The organism is Streptococcus mitis, from assembly GCF_047462815.1.
Classification (GTDB): domain Bacteria; phylum Bacillota; class Bacilli; order Lactobacillales; family Streptococcaceae; genus Streptococcus; species Streptococcus mitis_DO.
This window is the reverse complement of the sequence record NZ_JASHFB010000009.1, coordinates 30,463-51,911: the sequence shown is the minus strand read 5'-3', so window position 1 is coordinate 51,911 and position 21,449 is coordinate 30,463. Positions and strand designations below refer to the sequence as shown.

General features: G+C 41.4%; 19 protein-coding genes, 1 pseudogene and 1 riboswitch. Of the genes and pseudogenes, 16 read left to right on the top strand and 4 right to left on the bottom strand.

What is annotated here, in order from left to right:
* Window position 1: 1 nt before the first annotated feature.
* The 9 genes from dnaB to QM865_RS06000 all read left to right on the top strand — a co-directional run bounded on the left by dnaB (window position 2) and on the right by QM865_RS06000 (window position 8,858).
* Entirely contained in the window at window positions 2–1,354 is a 1,353-nt protein-coding gene (gene dnaB / locus QM865_RS06040) for a replicative DNA helicase (RefSeq protein ID WP_414306251.1), read from the top strand.
* 1 nt (window position 1,355) lies between these two features.
* Entirely contained in the window at window positions 1,356–1,622 is a 267-nt protein-coding gene (locus tag QM865_RS06035) for a Veg family protein (RefSeq protein ID WP_000128619.1), read from the top strand.
* Window positions 1,623–1,710: 88 nt separating this feature from the next.
* On the top strand, window positions 1,711–2,808 hold the full coding sequence (cbpD, locus tag QM865_RS06030) for a choline binding-anchored murein hydrolase CbpD (protein WP_414306250.1): 1,098 nt from the start codon (window positions 1,711–1,713) through the stop codon (window positions 2,806–2,808).
* Between the two features lie 82 nt (window positions 2,809–2,890).
* Window positions 2,891–2,993: riboswitch (TPP riboswitch) on the top strand.
* 68 nt (window positions 2,994–3,061) lie between these two features.
* Window positions 3,062–3,352, top strand: a complete 291-nt coding sequence (locus QM865_RS06025) for a thiamine-binding protein (protein WP_000647655.1) — start codon at window positions 3,062–3,064, stop codon at window positions 3,350–3,352.
* On the top strand, window positions 3,315–4,073 hold the full coding sequence (locus QM865_RS06020) for an ABC transporter permease (protein WP_024057369.1): 759 nt from the start codon (window positions 3,315–3,317) through the stop codon (window positions 4,071–4,073). The genes QM865_RS06025 and QM865_RS06020 overlap by 38 nt, the downstream gene beginning before the upstream one ends.
* Window positions 4,074–4,111: 38 nt before the next feature.
* The gene (locus QM865_RS06015) at window positions 4,112–5,119 is read left to right on the top strand and encodes an ABC transporter substrate-binding protein (RefSeq protein WP_000754561.1); all 1,008 of its coding nucleotides are present in this window, start codon (window positions 4,112–4,114) and stop codon (window positions 5,117–5,119) included.
* The gene (locus QM865_RS06010; protein ID WP_261048713.1) at window positions 5,119–5,847 is read left to right on the top strand and encodes an ABC transporter ATP-binding protein; all 729 of its coding nucleotides are present in this window, start codon (window positions 5,119–5,121) and stop codon (window positions 5,845–5,847) included. Before QM865_RS06015 ends, QM865_RS06010 begins: the two co-directional genes overlap by 1 nt.
* 118 nt (window positions 5,848–5,965) lie before the next feature.
* On the top strand, window positions 5,966–6,424 hold the full coding sequence (locus QM865_RS06005) for a CtsR family transcriptional regulator (protein ID WP_004261972.1): 459 nt from the start codon (window positions 5,966–5,968) through the stop codon (window positions 6,422–6,424).
* A 1-nt stretch (window position 6,425) separates the two neighbouring features.
* Window positions 6,426–8,858 (top strand): ATP-dependent Clp protease ATP-binding subunit, encoded by a 2,433-nt coding sequence (locus QM865_RS06000; protein ID WP_414306249.1) that lies wholly within the window; start codon window positions 6,426–6,428, stop codon window positions 8,856–8,858.
* A 70-nt stretch (window positions 8,859–8,928) separates the two neighbouring features.
* Here QM865_RS06000 and QM865_RS05995 read toward each other — a convergent pair whose 3' ends face one another.
* Window positions 8,929–9,159 (bottom strand): hypothetical protein, encoded by a 231-nt coding sequence (locus QM865_RS05995; protein WP_261068858.1) that lies wholly within the window; start codon window positions 9,157–9,159, stop codon window positions 8,929–8,931.
* Window positions 9,160–9,436: 277 nt separating this feature from the next.
* Here QM865_RS05995 and QM865_RS05990 point away from each other — a divergent pair.
* Window positions 9,437–10,139 (top strand): annotated as a pseudogene (locus QM865_RS05990) (hypothetical protein).
* A 69-nt stretch (window positions 10,140–10,208) separates the two neighbouring features.
* On the opposite strand, the gene QM865_RS05985 reads toward QM865_RS05990, so the two are convergent.
* The 3 genes from QM865_RS05985 to hslO are packed head-to-tail and all read right to left on the bottom strand — an operon-like array spanning window position 10,209 to window position 12,601.
* Entirely contained in the window at window positions 10,209–10,760 is a 552-nt protein-coding gene (locus QM865_RS05985) for a cysteine hydrolase (protein ID WP_261068856.1), read from the bottom strand.
* A gap of 1 nt (window position 10,761) precedes the next feature.
* Complete coding sequence (dusB, locus tag QM865_RS05980; protein WP_000183308.1) at window positions 10,762–11,742, bottom strand: tRNA dihydrouridine synthase DusB; 981 nt, start codon at window positions 11,740–11,742, stop codon at window positions 10,762–10,764.
* Window positions 11,729–12,601, bottom strand: a complete 873-nt coding sequence (gene hslO, locus QM865_RS05975) for an Hsp33 family molecular chaperone HslO (RefSeq protein WP_031227923.1) — start codon at window positions 12,599–12,601, stop codon at window positions 11,729–11,731. The genes dusB and hslO overlap by 14 nt, the downstream gene beginning before the upstream one ends.
* A gap of 164 nt (window positions 12,602–12,765) precedes the next feature.
* Between hslO and QM865_RS05970 the strand changes: the two genes are divergently transcribed.
* From QM865_RS05970 to dltD, 6 genes are all read left to right on the top strand, one after another.
* Window positions 12,766–14,193 carry a helix-turn-helix domain-containing protein gene (locus QM865_RS05970; protein WP_414306248.1) on the top strand — a complete coding sequence of 476 codons (1,428 nt, stop codon included), beginning with the start codon at window positions 12,766–12,768 and terminating at the stop codon, window positions 14,191–14,193.
* Between the two features lie 158 nt (window positions 14,194–14,351).
* Window positions 14,352–15,860: a glycerol kinase GlpK gene (gene glpK, locus QM865_RS05965; RefSeq protein WP_414306247.1), complete on the top strand. Its 1,509-nt coding sequence runs from the start codon at window positions 14,352–14,354 to the stop codon at window positions 15,858–15,860.
* 193 nt (window positions 15,861–16,053) lie between these two features.
* Complete coding sequence (glpO, locus tag QM865_RS05960) at window positions 16,054–17,880, top strand: type 1 glycerol-3-phosphate oxidase (RefSeq protein WP_414306246.1); 1,827 nt, start codon at window positions 16,054–16,056, stop codon at window positions 17,878–17,880.
* A 69-nt stretch (window positions 17,881–17,949) separates the two neighbouring features.
* Window positions 17,950–18,654 (top strand): MIP/aquaporin family protein, encoded by a 705-nt coding sequence (locus tag QM865_RS05955; RefSeq protein ID WP_414306245.1) that lies wholly within the window; start codon window positions 17,950–17,952, stop codon window positions 18,652–18,654.
* Between the two features lie 404 nt (window positions 18,655–19,058).
* Window positions 19,059–20,213 carry a D-alanyl-lipoteichoic acid biosynthesis protein DltB gene (gene dltB / locus QM865_RS05950; RefSeq protein ID WP_414306244.1) on the top strand — a complete coding sequence of 385 codons (1,155 nt, stop codon included), beginning with the start codon at window positions 19,059–19,061 and terminating at the stop codon, window positions 20,211–20,213.
* Window positions 20,214–20,260: 47 nt separating this feature from the next.
* Complete coding sequence (gene dltD, locus QM865_RS05945) at window positions 20,261–21,433, top strand: D-alanyl-lipoteichoic acid biosynthesis protein DltD (RefSeq protein WP_414306243.1); 1,173 nt, start codon at window positions 20,261–20,263, stop codon at window positions 21,431–21,433.
* The last annotated feature ends 16 nt before the right edge of the window (window positions 21,434–21,449 follow it).

Sequence of the window (21,449 nt, the reverse complement as noted above, 5' to 3'; positions counted from 1 at the left end):
GATGGCAGAAGTAGAAGAGTTACGAGTACAACCTCAAGATATCTTGGCTGAGCAATCCGTTTTGGGGGCTATCTTTATTGACGAGAATAAGCTTGTTTTTGTGCGAGAATATATTGAGTCTCGGGACTTTTTTAAGTATGCCCATCGTTTGATTTTCCAAGCCATGGTTGACTTATCAGATCGTGGCGATGCTATAGATCCAACAACGGTTCGTACTATTCTTGATAATCAAGGTGACTTACAGAATATTGGTGGCTTGTCTTACCTTGTTGAGATTGTCAATTCTGTGCCAACTTCTGCCAATGCGGAGTACTATGCTAAGATTGTTGCAGAAAAAGCTATGTTACGGCGATTAATCGCAAAGTTGACAGAGTCTGTCAATCAAGCTTACGAGGCTTCTCAACCAGCTGATGAAATCATTGCTCAGGCAGAAAAAGGGCTGATTGATGTCAGTGAAAATGCAAATCGAAGTGGATTTAAGAATATTCGAGATGTGTTGAACGTCAACTTTGGAAATCTGGAAGCTCGCTCGCAACAAACGACCGATATTACTGGTATTGCGACAGGTTATCGTGATTTGGATCATATGACGACTGGTCTGCACGAGGAGGAGTTGATTATTCTAGCAGCTCGTCCAGCTGTTGGTAAGACAGCCTTTGCCTTGAATATTGCTCAGAATATTGGGACTAAATTGGACAAAACGGTTGCTATCTTTTCGCTCGAAATGGGTGCAGAGAGTCTAGTAGACCGTATGCTTGCGGCAGAAGGGTTGGTGGAGTCGCATTCTATCCGTACGGGGCAATTGACCGATGAGGAATGGCAAAAATATACTATTGCCCAAGGAAATTTAGCTAATGCAAGTATCTATATTGATGATACACCAGGAATTCGGATTACAGAGATTCGATCACGTTCTCGTAAACTGGCTCAAGAAACTGGGAATCTTGGTTTGATTTTGATTGACTACTTGCAGCTTATCACAGGGACTGGTCGTGAGAACCGCCAACAAGAAGTTTCTGAAATTTCTCGTCAGTTGAAAATTTTAGCTAAGGAACTGAAAGTTCCAGTAATCGCTCTAAGTCAGCTATCTCGTGGTGTAGAACAACGTCAGGACAAGAGACCGGTCTTGTCTGATATTCGGGAATCGGGATCTATCGAGCAGGATGCTGATATCGTAGCCTTTCTTTATCGTGATGATTACTATGAGCGTGGTGGTGAAGAAGAGGAAGGTATACCGAATAATAAGGTAGAAGTTATCATTGAGAAAAACCGTAGTGGAGCTCGTGGAACAGTGGAATTAATTTTCCAAAAAGAATACAATAAATTTTCAAGTATCTCAAAAAGGGAGGCATAAAATGACAGATGCATTTACAGATGTGGCTAAGATGAAAAAAATCAAAGAAGAAATCAAGGCACATGAGGGTCATGTAATTGAAATGACTTTGGAAAATGGACGTAAGCGCCAAAAAAATAGATTGGGTAAGCTAATTGAGGTTTATCCATCCCTATTTATCGTAGAATTTGGGAACGTTGAAGGAGATAAACAAGCCAATGTTTACGTTGAATCCTTTACTTACTCAGATATCCTTACGGAAAAGAATTTGATTCATTATCTGGACTAAAGTGAGAAATTTTCTCACTTTTTCTTTTTTCTCCGAATAGTTTAAGTGAAGGCAATCTTCGATTTATATTATTTTTCAAGGAGGAAGAATGAAAAGTTCATCATTTACAGTAACAGAGACAAGATTTTCTTTTAGAAAATCAGTTAAAAAGGTTGTTCCTTTTTTAGTAGTAGGATTGATGCTAGCAGCGAGTGATAGTGTCTATGCCAATTCTGGAGGAAGTGGATCGATTGCGCGTGGGGATGATTATCCTGTTTACTATAAAAATGGCAGCCAGACGATTGATAAGTGGCGCATGTATTCTCGCCAGTGTACTTCTTTTGCAGCCTTTCGTCTGAGTGGAGTTAATGGTTTTGAGCTACCAGGAGCTTATGGAAATGCAAACGAATGGGGCTATCGTGCTCGTCGTGAAGGTTATCGTGTAGATAATACACCGACGATTGGCTCCATTGCTTGGTCTACTGCAGGAACTTATGGGCATGTTGCCTGGGTGTCAAATGTAATGGGAGATAAGATTGAGATTGAGGAATATAACTATGGTTATACAGAAGCCTATAATAAACGAATTATAAAAGCAAATACGATGACAGGATTTATTCATTTTAAAGATTTGGCTGGTGGCAGTGTTGGTAATAGTCAAACCTCAGTTTCAACAGGAGGAACACATTATTTTAAGACTAAGTCAGCTATCAAAAATCAACCTCTAGCTAGCGCAACTGTGATTGATTACTATTATCCTGGGGAGAATGTTCATTATGATCAAATGCTCGAAAAAGATGGGTACAAGTGGTTGAGTTATATATCTTATAGTGGAAGTCGTCGTTACATTCAGTTAGAGGAGGTTGCGTCATCGCAGAATCAAACAGAAGGTAGTTCCAATGATGTTCTGACTGTTGGTTGGAAAAAAATAAATGGTAGTTGGTATCATTTCAAATCAAATGGCTCTAAATCAACAGGCTGGTTGAAAGACGGTTCTAGCTGGTATTATTTGAAATCATCTGGTGAAATGCAGACAGGATGGTTAAAGGAGAATGGCTCGTGGTATTATCTAGATAGTTCAGGGGCAATGAAAACAGGATGGTATCAAGTTTCTGGTAAGTGGTATTATTCTTACTCTTCAGGTGCCTTAGCTGTCAATACGACGGTGGATGGCTACAGAGTAAACAGTGATGGAGAACGAGTATAGAAAATGGGAGTAGGAAATTTTTCCTGCTCTTTTCTGTAAGCAGTTTTCTTGACTTTTTTTTTATTTTGCGCTATCATATGTCCATATAATATATGGGAGTCTGTGTACAGTCTGAGAGGAAGCGTTAAGCTTCGACCGCACCTGATCTGGGTAATGCCAGCGTAGGGAACGATACTTAGTCTACTCTTGACCTTTTCCATATATGGCAAAGGTTTTTCTTTTTGTCAAAGGAAAACGAGAAGAGGAGGTTCTTATGAAAGCAAGCATCGCCTTGCAAATTTTACCCCTATCACAGGGGATTGATCGGATTGCTGTTATCGATCAAGTCATTGCTTATCTGCAAGCTCAAGAGGTGACTATGGTGGTGACACCATTTGAAACGGTCTTGGAAGGGGAGTTTGATGAGCTTATGCGCATTCTCAAAGAAGCGCTAGAAGTGGCAGGGCAGGAGGCAGATAATGTTTTTGCCAATGTCAAAATAAATGTAGGAGAGATTTTAAGTATTGATGAGAAACTTGAAAAGTATACTGAGACGACACATTAGTCTATTGGGCTTTATGGGGGTCTTGTCAATCTGGCAGTTAGCAGGTTTTCTTAAACTTCTCCCCAAGTTTATCCTGCCGACACCTCTTGAAATTCTCCTGTCCTTTGTTCGTGATAGAGAATTTCTCTGGCACCATAGCTGGGCCACCTTGAGAGTGGCTTTATTGGGACTGATTTTGGGAGTCTTGATTGCCTGTCTCATGGCTGTGCTTATGGACAGTTTGACTTGGCTTAACGATCTGATTTACCCTATGATGGTGGTTGTTCAGACTATCCCGACCATTGCCATAGCCCCTATCCTGGTTTTGTGGCTCGGTTATGGGATTTTGCCCAAGATTGTCTTGATTATCTTGACAACAACCTTTCCTATCATCGTCAGCATTTTGGACGGTTTTAGGCATTGTGACAAGGATATGCTGACCTTGTTTAGTCTGATGCGGGCCAAACCTTGGCAAATCCTGTGGCATTTTAAAATCCCTGTCAGTCTGCCTTACTTTTATGCTGGTCTGAGGGTCAGTGTCTCCTACGCCTTTATCACAACAGTAGTATCTGAGTGGTTGGGAGGCTTTGAAGGACTAGGTGTCTACATGATTCAGTCCAAGAAACTGTTTCAGTATGATACTATGTTTGCTATTATTATTCTGGTATCGATTATCAGTCTTCTCGGTATGAAGCTGGTTGATGTCAGTGAAAAATATGTTATTAAATGGAAACGTTCGTAGAATAAGAATGTTTCTGAAAAAGAAAAGAGGAAATTGAAATGAAGAAAACATGGAAAGTGTTTTTAACTGTTTTAACAGCTCTTGTAGCTGTTGTGCTTGTGGCCTGTGGTCAAGGAACTGCTTCTAAAGACAACAAAGAGGCAGAACTTAAGAAGATTGACTTTATCCTAGACTGGACACCAAATACCAACCACACAGGGCTTTATGTGGCTAAGGAAAAAGGCTATTTCAAAGAAGCTGGAGTGGATGTTGACTTGAAATTGCCGCCAGAAGAAAGTTCTTCTGACTTGGTTATCAATGGCAAGGCACCATTTGCAGTCTATTTCCAAGACTACATGGCTAAAAAATTGGAAAAAGGAGCAGGAATCACTGCCGTTGCAGCCATCGTAGAGCACAATACATCAGGAATCATCTCTCGTAAATCTGACAATGTAGCTAGTCCAAAAGACTTAGTTGGTAAGAAATACGGGACTTGGAATGACCCAACTGAACTTGCTATGTTGAAAACCTTGGTAGAATCACAAGGTGGGGACTTTGAGAAGGTTGAAAAAGTACCAAATAACGACTCAAACTCTATCACACCGATTGCTAATGGAGTATTTGATACTGCATGGATCTACTACGGATGGGATGGTATCCTTGCAAAATCTCAAGGTGTAGATGCTAATTTCATGTACTTGAAAGACTACGTTAAAGAATTTGACTACTACTCACCAGTTATCATCGCAAACAATGACTATTTGAAAGACAACAAAGAAGAAGCTCGTAAAGTCATCCAAGCCATCAAAAAAGGCTACCAATATGCCATGGAGCATCCAGAAGAAGCAGCTGATATCCTCATCAAGAATGCACCTGAACTTCAGGAAAAACGTGACTTTGTCATCGAATCTCAAAAATACTTGTCAAAGGAATACGCAAGCGACAAGGAAAAATGGGGTCAATTTGACGCAGCTCGCTGGAATGCCTTCTACAAATGGGACAAAGAAAATGGTATCCTCAAAGAAGATTTGACAGACAAAGGCTTCACCAACGAATTTGTGAAATAATGACAGAAATTAGACTAGAACACGTCAGTTATGCCTATGGTCAAGATAGGATTTTAGAGGACATTAACCTGCAGGTGACTTCAGGTGAAGTGGTTTCCATTCTGGGCCCAAGTGGTGTAGGGAAGACCACCCTCTTTAATCTCATCGCTGGGATTTTAGAAGTTCAGTCAGGGAGAATTGTCCTTGATGGTGAAGAAAATCCCAAGGGGCGCGTGAGTTATATGTTGCAAAAGGATCTGCTCTTGGAGCACAAGACGGTGCTTGGTAATATCATTCTGCCCCTCTTGATTCAAAAGGTGGATAAGGCAGAAGCTATTGCTCGCGCAGATGAAATTCTTGCGACCTTCCAGTTGACAGCTGTAAGAGATAAATACCCTCATGAACTCAGTGGGGGGATGCGTCAGCGTGTGGCCTTGCTTCGTACCTATCTTTTTGGGCACAAGCTCTTTCTCTTGGATGAGGCCTTTAGCGCCTTGGATGAGATGACCAAGATGGAACTCCACGCTTGGTACCTTGAGATTCACAAGCAGTTGCAGCTAACGACCCTGATCATCACGCATAGTATCGAGGAGGCTCTCAGTCTCAGCGACCGCATCTATATCTTGAAAAATCGCCCTGGGCAGATTGTTTCAGAAATTAAACTAGATTGGTCTGAAGACGAGGACAAGGAAGTCCAAAAGATTGCCTACAAACGTCAAATCTTGGCAGAATTAGGCTTAGATAAGTAGAAAAATAGGGAGTTGGTGAAGATTATCCTTTACCAGCGCCCTTTTTCTTTTAAAAATGAGAAAATTTCGGTATAATAGTCAAAGATAGTCAAGGTTTAAGAAGAGAGGTGGGTTTGTAATGAGATTTAAAAATACATCGGATCATATTGAGGCCTACATCAAGGCGATTTTAGATCAATCTGGTATTGTGGAGTTGCAACGTAGTCAGTTGGCAGATACCTTTCAGGTTGTTCCTAGTCAGATCAACTATGTGATCAAGACACGCTTTACGGAAAGTAGAGGCTACTTGGTTGAAAGTAAGCGTGGTGGCGGAGGCTACATTCGTATAGGACGGATTGAGTTTTCTAGTCATCATGAAATGCTCCGAGAACTGCTTTACTCGATTGGTGAGCGGGTCAGTCAAGAAATTTATGAGGATATTCTACAGCTTTTGGTTGAGCAGGAATTGATGACCAAGCAAGAGATGAATTTGCTGGTAGCAGTAGCTTTGGATCGCGTTCTAGGAGAAGAAGCTCCAGTTGTTCGAGCAAACATGCTAAGACAGGTCATACAAGAGGTAGATAGAAAAGGGAAGTAAGATGAACTATTCAAAAGCATTGAATGAATGTATCGAAAGTGCCTACATGGTGGCTGGCCATTTTGGAGCTCGTTACCTAGAGTCTTGGCACTTGTTGATTGCCATGTCCAATCATAGTTATAGTGTGGCAGGGGCGACTTTAAATGATTATCCATATGAGATGGACCGTTTAGAAGAGGTCGCTTTGGAACTGACTGAAACGGACTATAGCCAGGATGAAACCTTTACGGAATTGCCGTTTTCTCATCGTTTGCAGGTTCTTTTTGACGAAGCAGAGTATGTAGCGTCAGTGGTCCATGCTAAGGTGCTAGGGACAGAGCACCTCCTTTATGCGATTTTGCATGATGGCAATGCCTTGGCGACTCGTATCTTGGAGAGGGCTGGTTTTTCATATGAAGACAAGAAAGATCAGGTCAAGATTGCTGCCCTTCGTCGAAATTTAGAAGAACGGGCAGGTTGGACTCGTGAAGATCTCAAGGCTTTACGCCAACGTCATCGTACAGTAGCTGACAAGCAAAATTCTATGGCCAATATGATGGGCATGCCGCAGACTCCGAGCGGAGGTCTCGAGGACTATACGCATGATTTGACAGAGCAAGCGCGTTCTGGCAAGTTAGAACCAGTCATCGGTCGGGACAAGGAAATCTCGCGTATGATTCAAATCTTGAGCCGGAAGACTAAGAACAATCCTGTCTTGGTTGGGGATGCTGGTGTCGGGAAAACAGCTCTGGCGCTTGGTCTTGCTCAGCGTATTGCCAGTGGTGATGTGCCTGCGGAAATGACCAAGATGCGCGTGTTAGAGCTTGATTTGATGAATGTCGTTGCAGGGACACGTTTCCGTGGTGACTTTGAAGAGCGCATGAACAATATCATCAAGGATATTGAAGAAGATGGTCAAGTCATCCTCTTTATCGATGAACTCCACACTATCATGGGTTCTGGTAGCGGGATTGACTCGACTCTAGATGCGGCCAATATCTTGAAGCCAGCCTTGGCGCGTGGAACTTTGAGAACGGTTGGTGCGACCACTCAGGAAGAATACCAAAAACACATCGAAAAAGATGCGGCCCTTTCTCGTCGTTTCGCTAAAGTGACGATTGAAGAACCAAGTGTGGCAGACAGCATGACCATTTTGCAAGGCTTGAAGGCGACTTATGAGAAGCATCACCGTGTGCAAATCACAGATGAAGCGGTTGAAACAGCTGTCAAGATGGCTCATCGTTACTTGACTAGTCGCCATTTGCCAGACTCTGCTATCGATCTCTTGGATGAGGCAGCAGCAACAGTGCAAAATAAGGCTAAGCATGTGAAAGCAGATGATTCTGGCTTGAGTCCAGCAGACAAGGCTCTGATGGATGGCAAGTGGAAACAGGCAACCCAGCTAATCGCAAAAGAAGAGAAAGTACCTGTCTACAAAGACTTGGTGACAGAGTCTGATATTTTGACCACCTTGAGTCGCTTGTCAGGTATTCCAGTCCAAAAACTGACTCAAACGGATGCTAAGAAATACCTGAACCTGGAAGCTGAATTGCATAAACGTGTCATCGGTCAAGATCAAGCTGTTTCAAGTATTAGCCGTGCGATTCGCCGTAATCAGTCAGGAATTCGCAGTCACAAGCGTCCGATTGGTTCCTTTATGTTCTTAGGACCTACAGGTGTCGGTAAGACCGAATTGGCCAAGGCTTTGGCAGAAGTTCTTTTTGACGACGAATCAGCCCTTATCCGCTTTGATATGAGTGAGTATATGGAGAAATTCGCAGCCAGCCGTCTTAACGGAGCTCCTCCGGGATATGTGGGTTACGAAGAAGGTGGGGAGTTGACCGAGAAAGTTCGCAACAAACCATACTCTGTTCTCCTCTTTGACGAGGTAGAAAAGGCTCACCCAGACATCTTTAATGTGCTCTTGCAGGTTTTGGATGATGGTGTTTTGACCGATAGCAAGGGCCGCAAGGTTGACTTTTCAAATACCATTATTATCATGACGTCAAATCTTGGTGCGACAGCCCTTCGTGATGACAAGACTGTCGGATTTGGAGCTAAGGACATTCGTTTTGACCAGGAAAATATGGAAAAACGCATGTTTGAAGAGCTGAAAAAAGCTTATAGACCTGAATTTATCAACCGTATTGATGAAAAGGTGGTCTTTCATAGCCTTTCTAACGACCATATGCAGGAAGTAGTGAAGATTATGGTCAAACCTTTAGTGGCAAGTTTGGCTGAAAAAGGTATTGACTTGAAATTACAAACTTCCGCACTGAAATTGTTGGCAAATCAAGGATATGACCCAGAGATGGGAGCTCGTCCACTTCGCAGAACCCTACAAACAGAAGTGGAAGACAAGTTGGCAGAACTTCTTCTCAAGGGAGAATTAGAGGCAGGTAGCACACTGAAGATTGGTGTTAAAGCAGGCCAGTTAAAATTTGATATTGCATAAAAACGAGGTCGGGAAAAGTTCCTGACCTCTTTATGTACCATCATGAGATGGTTTTGTGTTGTGACTGCTTTTATGGGTGGCTATCCTTCTTAGAATTGCTCAACAGGTGAGTAAAAAAGTCTTTGTATCGATACTTGAGATATTTTTTGTGTAGGAATAACAAAGCTATATAGAAAATCATAAAGACTGTCGTCAGATAGAAGACATCAAATGTAGTCTGAGCGTAGCGAATTGCGGACTGATAAGACCAGAAAGCTCCTAAAATCAACCAAGGAAGATACTTGTAATATTTGCTTAACATAAGCCTACATCTCCTATATTCTATTTCAATGTTATTATATTCCTTTGGAGTTAAAGATGCAAGCGATTACAAAAAGCGAATTTAAATTTTTAATAGAAAAATCTCCTGTTTTTCTGTTTTATTACGAATAGAAGAGTAGGAGGAGTAAAGGTGTTTAAATTATGTGAGATTTTTAAAATAGTTTAAATGAATCGTTGACATATTTAAATCTCAATGTTACAATTACATTACAAAAAGATTTCTTTATATTTCTAAAATATTACAAAGGAGTAGAAAAATGAAAAAGAAAACCTATATCAAATTGATGGCAGCAACTGTATTGGCTTCTACCTTGCTATTAGGAGCTTGTGGAAATAAAAAGGAAACAACTCAAGCAAGCAGTTCTGTTAAGACAAGCCAATCATCAAGTTCTAAAGCAACTTCTGCTAGCGAAGAAAGCAAGACTCAGAAATCCTCAAGTTCAGCTTCATCTGAAAAGTCCAAGGCGTCTACTGACCAGTCTGCAGCAACTACAACATCATCACCAGCAACACCTGCACCAGAGCAAAGACAAGGTCAAGAGGTGTCTAATCAACAGGCAGCTAGTCAACAAACTCCTGCTCAGTCTCCTTCAACTCAACAGTCTCCTCAAGCCCAGTCTAACCAATCAAGCTATGACCCAACAACTGACCGCAAACTTCAAGACAAACAAGCAGAGCAAAATAAACGCTACAAGGGTGTTTTAGCCATGGTAGATGGTGATTTCTCAGCAGCAGCTGGCAACTGGAAGGGAGCAAATGGCGAAACCATCACAGTTTCATCAGGTGGTCAATTTACAGTAGAATCTGCTGATGGAAAGAAAGAAAGAAAGTTACTCTATCAGAGGCTACTCTTATACTCTTGATAGTGGCAAGTATAATGCCAAAATCGGTGGAGGAAAAGTCATCCAAATTACAACAGGAGCGGATGGCAAGGTTTCCAGTGTTGCTTTGAGTCAATAATAACTCTCAGTATTTAAGTTTTTATAATCAAAGAAAATCCGTCAGCTCAATAAGGGTTGACGGATTATTTTATACTTGTACTTGGGTTAAAAATTCTTCTGTAGTAAGAATTTGAGCAAATTCATCTTGTAGAGAAAGGAGATTAATCTCATGGATAGTCTCAGGAGAGATGGCCTGACCGTTTTTGTTAGATAGGGTAAAACTGGCAGTAGCATCTGCTAGTAAAGTGACTTCAAAACCAAGATTTGCTGCCATTCGTGTCGTAGTAGATACACAATGAGGCAGGGTCAAACCAACAACGACTAAATGACAAATCTGATTTTTTCGTAAATATGTTTCAAGATTTGTCCCAATAAAGGCGCTATTAACTGTTTTTTGAAAGACAGGTTCGGAAGCAACTGGTTCAAATCCACTTTTAAACTCCTGATTTTGTTTGTTATGAAATTGCGACTGGGGATTGTCAGATATGTGTTGAACGTGTAAGACTGGAAGACCGTGTTTACGAAAGTATGCCAGTATCCTCAATGCTTGTTGTTCAGCTTGAGGGTTATTTCGTTCTCCCCAGATAGGGTTATCAAATGCTTTTTGCATATCGATAATCAGTAGAGCAGTATGAACCATTTTATGCCTTATCCAATTGCAAGAGGGCTTCAATCTCTGCTAGGGTGCTAGCTTGTGAAATGGCTCCACGGAGTTTAGCTGCGCCAGATGTTCCACGGAGGTAGTGAGGAGCGAGTCCTCGGAATTCACGAACTGCGACGTTTTCCCCTTTGAGGTTAATCAAGCGTTTCAAGTGTTCGTAGGCGATTTTCATCTTGTCTTCAAAGGTCAAATCAGGTAGGATTTCTCCTGTTTCAAAGTAATGGTTGATTTGGTTGAAGAGGTAAGGATTTCCCATGGCAGCGCGGCCAATCATGACTGCGTCAGCACCGACTTCTTCGATACGTTGTTTGGCTTCTTGGACCGTACGGATGTCACCGTTGGCGATGAAGGGAATCTTGGTCAAAGCTTGAGCAACTTTATGGAGAGTCTCAAGGTCTGCGTGACCTGTATACATTTGCTCACGGGTACGGCCGTGCATAGCAAGGGCAGAAACACCTGCAGCTTCAGCAGCGAGGGCATTTTCTACTGCAAGAGATGGATCAGCCCAGCCTGTACGCATTTTGACAGTAAGTGGAATATCAAGGACAGATTGGACCTTGTTGATGATAGAGTAAATCTTATCTGGGTCCTTGAGCCACATAGCGCCAGCTTCGTTCTTCACGATTTTGTTAACTGGGCAGCCCATGTTGATATCCACGATATCGGTCTTAGTGTTTTCTTGGATGAATTCTGCTGCGCGTGCTAGGCTGTCCTCATCGCTACCAAAGAGTTGGATAGAGACAGGGTTTTCGCCTTCATCGATATGAAGCATGTGCAGGGTTTTTTCGTTATTGTATTGGATTCCCTTGTCAGAGACCATTTCCATGACAACAAGTCCAGCTCCGAGCTCTTTTGCAATAGTACGAAAGGCTGAGTTTGTCACGCCAGCCATAGGCGCTAAAACGGTACGATTGGGAATCTCAACATTGCCAATCATAAAGGGTGTATTAAGATTTGTCACGAATGAGTTCCTCCAGGTCGTTTTCATCAAAGTTGTAAGTTGTTTGGCAGAATTGACAAGTGATTTCTGCCCCGTGGTCTTCCTCTTTCATTTCCTGCAAGTCTGAGCTAGGAAGGCTGGCAAGAGCGTTCATAAAGCGTTCATGGCTACAGTCACATTGGAAACGGATTTCTTCTTCAGAAAGACGCTTGTAGGCCTCGTCACCGTAGATAGCTTTGAGGAGGGCTTCGATATGGTCGTCGCTCTCCAGAAGCGTCGAGATAGCTGGCATTTCTTGGATGCGTTTCTCAAAGCGAGCAATCTCTTCTTCCTTGGCTCCTGGCAAGACTTGAACTAGGAAGCCACCTGCAACCTTGACCTTGTCTTCCTCATCCAAAAGGACATTGAGGCCGACTGCTGAAGGGGTTTGTTGGCTCTCAGTCAGGTAAAAGGCCAGGTCTTCACCGATTTCCCCAGAGATGAGGGGAGTCATAGAGTTGTAAGGATTTCCAGTACCGTAGTCTGTGATAACGAGGAATTGACCATTTCCAACAAAAGGTCCGACTAGAACTTCACCAGTTGCAGTCTTTTTGATGTCAACACCAGGATTTTGAACGTAACCTTTGACATTCCCCTTGGTATCAGCGACGGTGATAATGGCACCTAGAGAGCTAGAGCCCAGCACCTTAACGGTTAGTTTGGTATTTCCTTTTTCATTGGCTGCGAGAATCTGGCTGGCGATAAGAGTTCGACCAAGTGCTACAGTTGAGCTAGCTTGGGTTTGATGTTTTTCTTGAGCAGTGCGGACGGTTTCTGTGCTATCAAGGACAAAAGCACGAAAGGCGCCGCTTTCTGATATAGTTTTAATAATTTTATCCATAGCTACTATTTTAGCATAAAAATGCCCAAAGGGGGAGCCGTGTGTTTGCTGATTTTCAGGATAATGGACTAGGAAATCAGCATGAAAATAAAAAGAGAAACAGATTATTTCAGCATTTCTAAGATTTATGCTATGCTTAAGGTAGAAAATGAAAGGGGTAACAAATGTATTTAGGAGATTTGATGGAAAAGGCTGAATCTGGCCAATTTTCAATCCTTTCCTTTCTATTACAAGAGTCTCAGACGATTGTCAAGGCTGTAATGGAGGAGACAGGATTTTCAAAAGCAACCCTAACCAAATATGTCACCCTGCTCAATGACAAGGCTTTGGATAGTGGCTTAGAGCTGACTATTCACTTAGAAGATGAAAATCTGCGCCTGTCAATCGGTGCAACTACCAAGGGGAGAGATATTCGGAGCCTGTTTTTGGAGAATGCCATAAAATACCAAATTTTAGTCTATCTTCTCTACCACCAACAGTTTTTAGCCCATCAGCTGGCTCAAGAATTGATGATTAGCGAGGCTACGCTTGGGCGTCATTTGTCTAGCTTGAATCAGATTTTGTCAGAGTTTGATTTATCCATCCAAAATGGACGTTGGCGAGGTCCAGAGCATCAGATTCGCTATTTCTATTTCTGTCTTTTCCGCAAGGTCTGGTCCAGTCAGGAATGGGAAGGTCACATGCAGAAAGCTGAGAGAAAACAAGAGATTGCCAGCTTAGAAGAAATCTGCGGTGCCAGCTTGTCTTCGGGGCAGAAATTGGACTTGGTTCTCTGGGCTCATATCAGTCAACAACGTCTTCGGGTCAATGCTTGTCAGTTTCAAGTGATAGAGGAGAAAATGCGAGAGTATTTTGACAATATTTTCTACCTTCGTTTGCATCGAAAGGCTCCGTCCTTTTTTGCTGGTCAACACCTTCCTCTCGGAACTGAGGATGGGGAGATGATGATTTTCTTCTCTTTCCTCCTATCTCATCGCATTCTTCCTCTTCATACTATGGAGTATATCCTTGGTTTTGGAGGGCAGTTGGTAGATTTGCTGACGCAGTTGATTCAAGAAATGAAGAAGGAGGAGTTGCTGGGTGATTATACAGAGGACCATGTCACCTATGAACTCAGTCAGCTTTGTGCCCAAGTCTATCTCTATAAGGGCTATATTTTACAGGATCGCTATAAGTACCAGTTAGAGAATCGCCATCCTTATTTGCTGATGGAACATGATTTTAGGGGAATGGCAGAGGAGATTTTTCATGCTCTACCTGCCTTTCAGCAGGGGACGGATTTGGATAAGAAAATTCTCTGGGAATGGCTTCAGTTAATCGAATATATGGCTGAAAATGGTGGCCAGCATATGCGGATTGGTCTGGATTTGACATCTGGTTTTCTTGTCTTCTCAAGGATGGCAGCCATTTTGAAACGGTATTTGGAATACAACCGTTTTATTACCATAGAGGCATATGACCGAACTCGGCATTATGATTTGCTGGTTACCAATAACCCGATTCATAAGAAGGAACAAACACCAGTTTATTATTTAAAAAACGACTTGGATATGGAAGATTTGGCAGGGATTCGTCAGTTATTATTTACTTAAAAGGCTTGGTTGTTTCAGGTCTTTTTTGTGAAATTTACACAATCTCCTCACATTTTTTTAAAAATTAAAAAAAGTTGATGAACAAGAAAGCGCTTTATTTTGTATACTAGTTAGTGTAAAGAGGAAACACCTCAAGATCTTTATCAGGAGGACAGCACATGTCACAAGAAAAATACATCATGGCCATTGACCAGGGAACTACAAGTTCTCGTGCCATTATTTTCAACAAAAAAGGGGAAAAGGTTAGCTCGAGTCAAAAAGAGTTTACTCAGATTTTCCCTCAGGCAGGTTGGGTTGAGCACAATGCCAATGAAATTTGGAATTCCGTCCAGTCTGTTATTGCTGGAGCTTTCATCGAAAGTGGTGTCAAGCCAAATCAAATCGAAGCAATCGGGATTACCAACCAGCGTGAAACAACGGTTGTCTGGGATAAGAAAACAGGACTTCCTATCTACAATGCTATCGTTTGGCAGTCACGCCAGACAGCACCTCTGGCTGAACAACTAAAAAGCCAAGGTTATGTGGAAAAATTCCATGAAAAGACTGGTTTGATCATCGATGCTTACTTCTCTGCTACCAAGGTTCGTTGGATTTTGGACCATGTAGAGGGCGCTCAAGAGCGAGCAGAAAAAGGGGAATTGCTCTTTGGTACTATTGATACTTGGTTGGTTTGGAAATTGACTGACGGTGCGGCTCACGTGACGGACTACTCAAACGCAGCTCGTACCATGCTTTATAACATTAAAGAACTCAAATGGGATGATGAGATTTTAGAAATCCTCAATATTCCGAAGGCTATGCTTCCAGAAGTTCGTTCTAACTCTGAAATTTACGGTAAGACAGCGCCATTCCATTTCTACGGTGGAGAAGTGCCAATCTCAGGTATGGCTGGTGACCAACAGGCAGCCCTCTTTGGACAGTTGGCCTTTGAACCTGGTATGGTTAAAAATACTTATGGAACAGGTTCTTTCATCATCATGAATACTGGTGAAGAAATGCAGTTGTCTGAAAATAACCTCTTGACAACCATTGGTTACGGAATCAATGGCAAGGTTTACTATGCCTTGGAAGGTTCAATCTTCATCGCAGGAAGTGCCATTCAGTGGCTTCGTGACGGTCTTCGCATGGTTGAAAATTCACCAGAATCTGAAAAATATGCTCGTGATTCTCACAATGATGATGAAGTTTATGTAGTTCCAGCCTTTACAGGACTAGGAGCACCATACTGGAACCAAAATGCTCGCGGTTCTGTCTTTGGTTTGACTCGTGGAACAAGTAAGGAAGACTTTATCAAGGCAACCTTACAATCCATCGCTTATCAAGTACGTGATATCATTGACACAATGCAGGTGGATGCTCAGACAGCTATCCAAGTATTGAAAGTGGATGGAGGTGCAGCCATGAATAACTTCCTCATGCAGTTCCAAGCTGATATTTTAGGAATTGACATTGCACGCGCTAAAAACTTGGAAACCACAGCTCTAGGTGCAGCCTTCCTAGCTGGTTTGGCAGTTGGTTACTGGAAAGACTTGGATGAGTTGAAGCTCTTGAATGAAACTGGGGAACTTTTTGAGCCATCTATGAACGAATCTCGTAAGGAACAACTTTACAAGGGCTGGAAGAAGGCTGTGAAAGCAACCCAAGTCTTTGCGGAAGTAGACGACTAATACTCAATGAAAATTAAAGAGCAAACTAGGAAGCTAGCCGCAGGTTGCTCAAAGCACTGCTTTGAGGTTGCAGATAGAACTGACGAAGTCAGTAACCATACCTACGGTAAGGCGACGCTGACGTGGTTTGAAGAGATTTTCGAAGAGTATAATACTGGAAGAATAAAGCGACTTAGTTAGAAAGTGTGTAAAAATGGAATTTTCAAAGAAAACACGTGAATTATCAATTCAAAAAATGCAGGAACGTACCTTGGACCTCTTGATTATCGGTGGAGGAATCACGGGGGCTGGTGTAGCCTTGCAGGCGGGAGCTAGTGGTCTAGATACTGGTTTGATTGAAATGCAGGACTTCGCAGAAGGAACATCCAGCCGTTCAACAAAATTGGTTCACGGAGGTCTTCGTTACCTCAAACAATTTGACGTAGAAGTGGTGTCAGATACGGTTTCAGAACGTGCAGTGGTTCAACAAATTGCTCCACATATTCCAAAACCAGACCCAATGCTCTTGCCAGTTTACGACGAAGATGGAGCTACTTTTAGCCTTTTCCGTCTTAAAGTAGCTATGGACTTGTACGATCTTTTGGCAGGAGTTAATAACACGCCAGCTGCTAATAAGGTCTTGAGCAAGGAAGAAGTCTTGGAACGCCAGCCAAACTTGAAGAAAGAAGGTTTGGTAGGAGGTGGGGTTTACCTTGACTTCCGTAACAACGATGCTCGTCTCGTGATTGAAAATATCAAACGTGCCAACCAAGACGGTGCTCTCATTGCTAACCACGTGAAGGCAGAAGGCTTCCTCTTTGACGAAAGTGGCAAGATTACAGGTGTCGTAGCTCGTGATTTGTTGACAGACCAAGTCTTTGAAATCAAGGCTCGTCTGGTTATCAACACGACAGGTCCTTGGAGCGACAAGGTACGCAATTTGTCTAATAAGGGAACTCAATTCTCACAAATGCGTCCAACTAAGGGAGTTCACCTGGTAGTGGACTCAAGCAAGATCAAGGTTTCACAGCCAGTTTACTTTGACACAGGTTTGGGTGACGGTCGTATGGTCTTTGTTCTCCCACGTGAAAATAAGACCTACTTTGGTACAACAGATACAGACTACACAGGTGATTTGGAACATCCAAAAGTGACGCAGGAAGATGTAGATTATCTACTTGGCATTGTCAACAACCGCTTCCCAGAAGCCAACATCACCATTGATGATATCGAAAGTAGCTGGGCAGGTCTTCGTCCATTGATCGCAGGCAATAGCGCTTCTGACTACAATGGAGGAAATAACGGAACCATCAGTGATGAAAGCTTCAATAGCTTGATTGCGACTGTCGAAGCTTATCTATCGAAAGAAAAAACGCGTGAAGATGTTGAATCTGCTGTTAGCAAACTTGAAAGCAGCACATCTGAGAAACATTTGGATCCATCTGCAGTTTCACGTGGTTCTAGCTTGGACCGTGATGATAATGGTCTCTTGACCCTTGCTGGTGGTAAAATCACAGACTACCGTAAGATGGCAGAAGGGGCTATGGAGCGCGTAGTTGAGATCTTGAAATCAGAGTTTGATCGTAGCTTTAAACTCATCAACTCTAAGACTTATCCTGTTTCAGGTGGGGAATTGAACCCAGCAAATGTGGACTCAGAAATCGAAGCCTTTGCTCAACTTGGAGTATCACGTGGTTTGGATAGCAAGGAAGCTCACTATCTGGCAAATCTTTATGGTTCAAATGTACCGAAAGTCTTTGCCCTTGCTCACAGCTTGGAACAAGCGTCAGGACTCAGCTTGGCAGACACCTTGTCCCTTCACTATGCAATGCGCAATGAGTTGGCTCTTAGCCCAGTTGACTTCCTCCTTCGTCGTACCAACCACATGCTCTTTATGCGTGATAGTTTGGATAGCATCGTTGAGCCAGTTTTGGATGAAATGGGACGATTCTATGATTGGTCAGAAGAAGAAAAAGCAGCCTACCGTGCGGATGTCGAAGCAGCTCTTGCTCAAAACGACTTGGCAGAATTAAAAAATTAAGAAAAAGGAAAAGAGGTGGAGGGCAGCATTCCTTGTCACCCGCCCCTTCTTTTTAATGGAGACAGAAAGATGATGAATGAATTATTTGGAGAATTTTTGGGGACTTTAATCCTGATTCTTCTAGGAAATGGTGTTGTTGCAGGCGTGGTTCTTCCTAAAACTAAGAGCAATAGCTCAGGTTGGATTGTGATTACTATGGGTTGGGGGATTGCAGTTGCAGTTGCAGTATTTGTATCTGGAAAACTCAGTCCAGCTCATTTAAACCCAGCTGTGACGATTGGTGTGGCCTTGAAAGGTGGTTTGCCTTGGGCTTCCGTTTTCCCTTACATCCTAGCTCAGTTCGCAGGGGCTATGCTCGGTCAGATTTTGGTTTGGTTGCAATTCAAACCGCATTATGAGGCAGAAGAAAATGCAGGTAATATCCTTGCAACCTTCAGTACTGGTCCAGCCATCAAGGATACAGTTTCTAACTTAATCAGCGAAATCCTTGGCACCTTTGTTTTGGTGTTGACAATCTTTGCTTTAGGTCTTTACGATTTTCAGGCAGGTATCGGAACCTTTGCAGTAGGAACTTTGATTGTCGGTATTGGTCTATCACTTGGTGGGACAACAGGCTATGCCTTGAATCCTGCGCGTGACCTTGGACCTCGTATCATGCATAGCATCTTGCCCATTCCAAACAAGGGAGACGGAGACTGGTCTTACGCTTGGATTCCTGTTGTGGGACCTGTTATCGGTGCAGCCTTGGCCGTGTTTGTATTCTCAGTTTTCTAAGATATTAAAACTCAATTATCCATACCTCAATAAACATAACTTACAAAAAACGACCAAAATAAAGAGCACTTTCTCACTTCATTTTGGTCGTTTTGATTTTTTAAAGTTTATATACTGGCGTTGATTACTATTTTAGCTAAAAAGGCAGAATTCTTCACTGGTTCCTTCATCAATTTTTTGTTCTTGAATTTTATTTATGGTGTGAATAATTTTGTCTCATTATTGAGGTTTAGTACTAAGAGTCAGTTGGATTTTTTATTTTAAAAAATTAGAAAATAAAAGTATTTATAATTTTTAAGTTATGGTATAATGAATGGAGTTAACTATCCTTGGTGATATGATAGGAGCTAATCCTAAAAAGATAAATCAGGAGATGATAAAAAGAAAAAAGGAGTTTGGCTGGTATGAATTATTTCGAGGGGAATGAATTCTTCCTTCTCTTGTTTGTAGTTTTACTGATTGGTTTTGTGGTAAACTTTTTTGAAAAACGTAAGGACTACTATATTTTGGTGCTCTCCCTCTTATTTACAGGAGTTATTTATGGCAAGAGTAGAGCGATGATTGTCTATTTACTCGCCTTTGTCGTTTACCAATATTTTATAGTTTTTCTAGCACAAAGGATGGAAGCAAAGCGGTTGAAACCTCTTGTTTTTCTTTCCATTCTGCCTTTGGTGATTAATAAAGTCTTTGCCTTGACTTCTCTGCATCTGTTGGCTTTTATTGGGATTTCTTATATGTCCTTTAAAACGATACAAATCATGCTGGAAATATCGGATGGTTTGATTAAAGAAAAAATCAATATAAAAGATTATCTTCAGTTTCTACTCTTTTTCCCAACAGTTAGTGCTGGCCCGATTGATCGGAGTAGGAGATTTTTAACAGAGATAAACGATGTCATGCCACGAAAAGAGTATCTAGAGTTAGCAGGGGACGGTGTTTATCGTATCGTTCTAGGCCTTCTTTACAAGGTTGTTTTATCAACCTATGTTTACCAGATGTTACTCGCTCTAAATAATACTAGCACAGTTGTCTATTCAATCAAGTATATGTACCTCTATACCTTGTATCTGTTCTTCGACTTTGCAGGTTATAGTCTAATGGCCGTTGGAAGTAGTAATATTCTAGGTATTCAGACACCGGTGAACTTTAACAAACCTTTCTTGAGTGTTGATATCAAGGATTTCTGGACCAGATGGCATATCACCTTGTCAATCTGGTTGAGAGATTTCGTATTTTCAAGAGTCTTGATGCAGGTTATCAGAAAAAAATGGTTTAAAAATAGACTACACAATGCAACCTATGCCTATATGGTCAATATGTTGGTCATGGGCTTTTGGCACGGTCTTAGTGTTAGCTACATTGTTTATGGCTTTTACCACGGGGTTTTGATGGCTGGATTTGAAATATATCAAAAGAAAAGCAATTTTTATAAGAAAAATAAAAATAAAAACTGGTATAAGCTACTAAGTTGGTTTGTGACCATGAATTTGGTTATGATTGGTTTCTTTATCTTTTCAGGTGAACCCTATAAAATCTTACTTACGATTTTAAAGAGATAAGAAATTGAAAAGAAATCGGAAGGATCGAAGAGATAGGATAAAACGAGATGATTAAACTAAAAGCATTTTTGCTATCGCTTGTGCTCGTAATTGCGACGCTGGCCCTTTTAAATGTAACATATGTCAAGAAGATTGACGATTATTATAAAGTCAAGGATAACAGTATTCGCTATAGCACTTCGTATGAAAAGTATAAAAGTAGAGACATTCTAACAAGCAATATCACTCCTAATACCCTTGTTTTATTGGGTTCATCGGAATTGGTTGCGACAGTAAACGAAGATTACCATCCTAATAAAATTTTTAATTACAACGATTTTAATATCATGCAGATAGGGACCAGTTATTCTCAAAATATTATTCAAGCTACGACCTTGGGTTCGATTGAAGGAGCTATGAGTAAGCGAAAAGTAGCCATCGTAGAGTCTGTTCAATGGTTTGAAAAGGATGGGACTTATCAAGATGCCTTTTTGAACAAGGCTTCTCAGGAGCATATTTTTCACATGCTAAATAATGAGAAAATTAGTAAGGAAACCAAAGAGAAACTGATTAACCGCATTATTGAGATTACCAAAGGGAACAAGCAACAAAATGACATCTATAAAAAATATAAAAGTTATTTCATAGATGGAAAAGGAACCATTGTTGATAAAAAACTATTGGAGTTAGATAACGCGCTTTATTCCTTTAAGCTTAAACTAAAATTTTATGAAAATCATGCCAAATCAGACTATCCGTCATTAGGGGATAAGATACCTGACTATAATTGGGAGCAAATGACAGAACAGTTTGTAGCAGAAGTTAAAAAGAAAACAGATAACAATGACTACGCTGTAGACAACAACTACTACAATACCTATTTGAGAAATCGCTATACTTCGTTGAAAGATTCTAACAAAGATTTGAGCTATCTGGAGTCACCTGAGTATTCAGACATGGAACTTTTCTTGACAGTTGCTAAGGAATTGGGAATTGAAGTTGAAGTTATTATACTCCCAGTAAATGGTAAGTGGAATGATTACACAGGTGTTTCACGAGAGATGCGGGAAAAAACGTATAAAAAAATAGAAAATATTGCCAAGAGCCATGGTGTTACTGTGTTAAACTATGGAAATAAAGAGTATGAGGATTACTTTTTATTTGACGTGATGCACGTTGGAGTGAAAGGATGGATGGAAGTTGAAAAAGAACTTTACAAATTTGCAAACCAAGATAATTAACACACAACGTTTACTA